The 6,104-nt window shown below is 36.5% G+C and carries 4 protein-coding genes; all 4 read right to left on the minus strand.

What is annotated here, in order from left to right:
- Positions 1-738 (minus strand): choice-of-anchor J domain-containing protein (locus tag ACU8DI_RS15045; protein ID WP_447113620.1); only part of this gene is annotated, 738 nt, incomplete at its 3' end.
- A gap of 128 nt (positions 739-866) precedes the next feature.
- Entirely contained in the window at positions 867-2,780 is a 1,914-nt protein-coding gene (locus ACU8DI_RS15050; RefSeq protein WP_447113621.1) for an OmpA family protein, read from the minus strand.
- Positions 2,781-2,799: 19 nt separating this feature from the next.
- Entirely contained in the window at positions 2,800-3,702 is a 903-nt protein-coding gene (locus ACU8DI_RS15055) for a PorP/SprF family type IX secretion system membrane protein (protein ID WP_447113622.1), read from the minus strand.
- A 65-nt stretch (positions 3,703-3,767) separates the two neighbouring features.
- Positions 3,768-6,104 (minus strand): gliding motility-associated C-terminal domain-containing protein (locus ACU8DI_RS15060; protein WP_447113623.1); only part of this gene is annotated, 2,337 nt, incomplete at its 5' end.

Genomic DNA, 6,104 nt, shown 5'->3' on the forward strand with positions numbered 1-6,104 from the left:
TACCTCATAATCCGTCACAGCTGTTAATCCTCCAACTGTATAAGGATTGTCTGTCGTTGAATCTCCCGATCCTACTGGCTCACCTGTACCAATCGGCTGTACCGCAACCTCCCAAGTACCCTCTGAACCACCTGCTGTCCAAGATATATCAGCGCCTGTGGAAGTAATGTTACTTACTGTAAGACCTGTTGGAAAATTACAGGTAGAGTTATAAACTTGTACATTATCCACTAACCAATACCATGCCCAATCATTCCCATCATTATAGACAAATCGTACTTGCATGTTTGCATTTGAGTATGCAGTAATATCAATATGTTGTTGATCTGGAGCATTGAAAGCACCAATATCTGCAGTTTGATTTAGTACTTCAATCCAATTGGTACCATCAAATACTTCTACAATAGCAGAATCTGCTCCAATATTATTATAAAATTGATCGAAATCTAAGAATAGTGCGATCGCTCCTGTTGTATCAAAAACAGGAGATGTTAACGTTTCTATTAATTCAACCCCATTACCATTGGAATCACTGTCAACAATAGCACAATTAGTACCGTCTAGGCTGTTTCCACCGCCTTGTTGACCAGAAATCCATGAATCTCCTGTGGCTGCACCAGCATCAGTAATGGTCCAAGTAGCAGGAATTTCAGTATCAAAGTTTTCTTGTAAATACGTTTGCGCATTAACCATCGAACCGGTTATTAGGAGCGCAATAATTAAGATAATTTTTTTCATTTGTATCGGTTGTTTTTTAACTTTTCTTCTACATAATATATTGAGCAATCTTTGCTTAAAAACCATAAAAGCCCTGCTTGATTAGGTCAGGGCTATATTTAGGTTCGTTATCATATGTTTTTAATTAATTATTGAGCTTGTGGACCTCCACTAACAATTTTGAACTCAGATCGTCTGTTCATTTGATGTTCTTCATCTGTGCAATTCGAACCACAATCAACTTTTGGTTCGTTCTCACCTTTACCCATTCCTGATATTCTTGACTTATCAATACCTTTTGAAATCACGTATTGAACAGTTGTTTTTGCTCTTCTATCTGAAAGTTTTTCGTTATATGAATTACTTCCTCTACTATCCGTATGCGAGGTAACATCTATGACTAAATCAGGATATTTTGTCATAATTTGAACCAGTTTATCTAATTCGAAAGCAGCCTGTGCGGTGATGTTTGATTTATCAAAATCAAAATAAATTGGATCTAAATTAATCATTTCAGGTCCTACAATTTCTTCAATTGGATCTAGCATGATACTAACCTCTTCTTCTTCCTCTTCAGAAGCACTTACAGTCATTTTTTGACTTTCATAGCCATCCATTACCACTTCCAGTTCCGATTCTTTACCACATTCAACAATAAACTCAACCGTACCATCTGAATCAGTGACTTTAGTCAACACTTTATTGCCTTGATCATCATACATGGTTACAGAAGCCGCATTAATAGGCTCTCCTGTTTTTGAGTCAGTAACCGTACCTGTAATCAATACATCACAAAGTGGTTGTAATTTTTTAATCGCATAAATGTCATCACTCCCAAGACCACCTTCTCTATTGGAAGATACAAATCCTTCTTCAGTTTCTTCATCCAAATGAAATGCAAAATCATCTGCATTACTATTGATTGGAATTCCGACGTTACGAATAGGTGCCATTTTCCCATCGATCTCTTTTGTGTAAAACACATCCAAGTTTCCAAGTCCTAAATGACCATTGGAAGAGAAGTATAAGGTGTTATTACTACTGATATAAGGAAACATTTCTTGTCCTTGTGTGTTGACTTTTTGACCTAAGTTAACAGGATCTCCTAAGGAACCATCGTCATTGATGTCAGCCTTGTAAATATCAAACAAACCGTATCCTCCTGGCATATCAGAAGCAAAATACAAGGTTTTACCATCAGGGCTTACAGACGGATTTTTAACTGAATAGTTCTCACTGTTAAGGGAGAATCCTTCCACATTGCTCCATTCTGAGCCAGATTTAGTTGCTTTAAACAAATGCAACAAACTGTATCTAATTTTTGTAATTGAATCCTTTTCAAATTCTTTCTCAAAAAAGCTCTCTCTTGAAAAATACATCGTGTTCCCATCTGGGGAGAAGGACACAACACCTTCATGAAATTTCGTGTTGACTTTATCTTCAACTAAATTAGCCGCTTGATAAGTACCGTCATCATTCTTCGTCAATTCATAAATATCCAAAAATGGTTCTTCATTCCAACCATATGTTCTTCTGGATGTGTTTCTCGCAGACGTAATATATAATTTACCATCTTGTAGTGTTCCTCCAAAATCTGAATATTTCGAATTAAAACCTAAGTTTTGAATATTGAATTTTTTACCTTTTTCTAATATTTTAGGCAAATAATCTGGATTTTCATTAAACGCAATCGCACGGTCATCACTTGGTCTCATAGATGCAAATTTCGCCATTTGCGTGTTTGATTCTTCATACTTACCATTGGCCTTTAGCATTTGTGAGTATTTAAAAATCATTTCTGGATCATCAGAGCTTTCTAATGCCTTTGCATACCAGCGCTCTGCTTCTACTGTATTAAATACATTGTAATATGATTCAGCCAGTTGACTGTAAACATAAGTATTGGCTTTGCCATCCTCAACTAACTCAGCATATTCTTCAGCAGCTTCAACAAATTCATATCTATTAAAATGCTTATCTGCTTTTTTTGTATCGTTATTTTGAGCAATTAAGCTGAAACTACTTAATGCTGCTATTGTAAAAAGTGTCAATAATTTTTTCATAATGTTTTAGCTTAATTGTTTAGAAGTATCTAGGTGAACGTGAAACTTTCTTCGGAAAGTTTAAATCAAATAACAATAAAAATTCGTGAGACGCTGGAGCGTACTTTTTAATATCTGAAGTAACACTATCATAAGCGTATCCAATTCTAACAGAAGGTGTGATTGCAAAATTCACCAACCCAGAGAACGAATCATCCAATCGATACGACGCGCCAATTTCGAATTTTTCATAGAACAATGCATTTAAGTTAACGTCAAATGATGTAGGTGCACTAAAAGCTGACTTCACCAAAAATGACGGTTTTAATTTTGCGTTATCTGAGAGTTCGAAAACGTAACCACCCGTTACAAAATAATGAGAGTCTTCAGATCCTATCTTATTGCCGTTAGCATCTAAATGAACAGAATTCAATATATTAGGAACAGAAGCTGCCAAATAGTAATTATCGGTGTAGTAAAAAAAGCCTGCACCAATATTTGGTGTAGTGGTATTAATATTCTGAAAAAATGGATCATTTGGATCTATTAAATCAATGTCGGCTAATCCAATATCATGGAAAGTAGCTCCAGCTTTTACACCAAACGCAAGTCTATGTTCTCCACCTAATTTTAATGTATAGGAGAAATCTGCATACGCATTGGTTTCTTTTATAGGTCCTACTTCATCCGAAATTATGGAAAGTCCTAATCCTACTTTTTCACCAACAGGTAGATGTCCAAAAAAGGTTCCTGTTTTCGGAGCTCCTTCAATACCTGTCCATTGCGTACGATACAGCAATCCAAACGACAAGTTCTCTTTAGAGCCTGCATAAGCTGGATTGATGACATTCATATTATACATGTACTGTGTATACTGTGGATCTTGCTGTCCATACACCTGTGTTGCTATGAGCAATACAATAATGATATAAAATTTTTTCATTTGTTAGTTATTTGATTTAGTTGTTTTTGGTCGAATTCAATTAATTCTTATTGTTTTTACGTTGATTATTTAAGTCTTTGAATGTATACCCAAGCGGCTCTTTGTTTTCCGTTGTCATAATTCATGGTGTAGAAATATGTTCCAACAGGGAGCTCTTCTCCGTCATTAGATTGCCCATGCCACTCATTCGTATAGTTCTCTTTAGAGTATACAAGAGTTCCATTTCTATTAAAAATTTCCAATTTACTTACATTATAGCTACTCAAATCGAAAATATCATTCATACCATCACCATTTGGTGATATACCTTGAGGTATGACACAGCTTTCTAATTCTATTACTGTTTGTGCAGTAATGCTTGAACACTGTGAACCATTATTATAAGTCACTTCAATTTCATAAAGTCCTGCTTCTAAGACTGGTAATGTTAAGCCATTTTCTCCTGCAATCACACCGCCATCGCGATACCAAACAATGGTCACATCAGACAACGAATAATTGTTAGGTGTTGCTGTAATCTCAATTGGTACTGTTGCGTTAGGACAAACTTCGTAATCAAAGTCTGTAGAAAAAGTTGTACTAGGTAGTGGTGTAACAATTAAATCAAAGGCGACAGTTGAATAACAATCAAACGCAATATTACTTTCTACTCTCGCGTAGATCGTTTGACTTGTACTACTATATAGTACAGACGTATCAATGGCTCCAACACCTGCCTCAGCATCTGCTTCGGTTTCATAATAACTCACTGAAAAATCTGTAGCACTTTGACCATCTAAGATATTGGCATCATGTCCAGCCAAATCGAATAGCGCAACACCATCGGTATCATCATCACAAACTTCTAGAGGAACACTTGCTGCAGTTGGTGTTGGACCTGAAATAATTAAGTCAAAACTGGTAGTTGCGAAGCAAAACTCTGCGTTAGCATCTTCAATTCTCACATATATCGTTTGTGGATTAGAAATATTCGTATAAGGCGAAGTCAATGCGCCAGTATCAGCCTGAGCATCTGCAAGGGTCAAATGATAGGTCACATTAAAATCTGCAGGTAATTGAGAACCTAGAACACCATCCGTTTGCATTTCTAAATCAAAATCCTCTATATTATCTGCTGAAATATCATCACACGTAATAATATCTGGAACCGCATTAGCAACAGGCTCTTGTCCAAACACTAAGGTAATAGTATCTTGTGCCTGCGCATCACATTGTTCGTCATATGCAATTACGGTGTACGTACTAGAACCAGTCACCGTTAATGTTGGACCAGTTTCACCATCAATAATAAAGCCATCATCATACCACTCATAAGTATCTGCAAATGGTGATACAGCATTTAACGTATAATCTGGGAATCCACAAAAGTTTTGGTCAGGACCTAAATCTACTTCAATTTCTGCCGTGATATTTCCATCATTTGGACCACCAGCATTAGTTTGACTAATAGAAATTGTACCAGGATCATCAGAAAAGTTTGTTACCAAAAGGATATAAATTTCTCCCGTGAGTGCATTATCTATTGTTAAGTTTTCTGTCGCTGACGCAGAATAACTACAATCGGCAATATTTCCAAAAGGATAGAAATCAGGACTAGAAGTATTATTAGGACAATCACCTCCAGGGTTAGGACAGCCTAAATCTAGATTTCCACAAGCTGATTCTAAATCTGCGAATGGTCCCCAAAGTACAAAGTCAACGTCTAATCCATTACCAGCATCATCCACCTGATTAATCTGAATTTCAATCAACCCAGGATCTCCAATTTGAATAATGTTCCATGTAGGATTTGGAGCAGAAAATAGACAAGCAATATCTGTAGGATCAGGTATACCAACAATGTTAGATGTTGTTAAGGCACCACCTGCTTCTGCACAAAAGTTTTCTGCATTCTCACAAATAATGTTAGTTGGTGCTTCCTTAATACATAGATCAAAAGTGGTTGTTTCTGGGTTATTTCCTCCTGAAAATACTCTAATATAATAGGTGTTACCAATTACCAACGGCGGTGTCACACTAGCTGTACCGTCTGTACATTCTAATTCAACCAAACCGTCACATGTACCTTCATATAACGCATGGTCTGTATTAAATCCACCACCAGCAATATTTACTAATGAAATCAATTGCACTTCACTTAAAGCTGTAAATTCAAACCAAACATCATCGTCTGGGTTTCCACCACAGGATCCACTAGGAACACCGGAATCCGTAGCTTCAATAAGACTACCTGGTGTTGTTAAGTCACATGATTGATCATCGTTAACAACAGCAACCGTTGCATTACACGGATTGTCATTTTCAGGTGGACAAGCCAATAGTTGTATCGGGCTACTATTAATCACACAATTCACATCTTGGTCATTGCTCACAGTCACTACAACATCTACTAAAAATGGGAA

This window comes from Psychroserpens sp. BH13MA-6 (assembly GCF_052983595.1).

Excerpts from the sequence above, each read along its gene's own strand:
- ACU8DI_RS15050 (WP_447113621.1), bottom strand. The coding sequence starts at position 2,780 with ATGAAAAAATTATTGACACTTTTTACAATAGCAGCATTAAGTAGTTTC.
- ACU8DI_RS15055 (WP_447113622.1), bottom strand. The coding sequence starts at position 3,702 with ATGAAAAAATTTTATATCATTATTGTATTGCTCATAGCAACACAGGTG.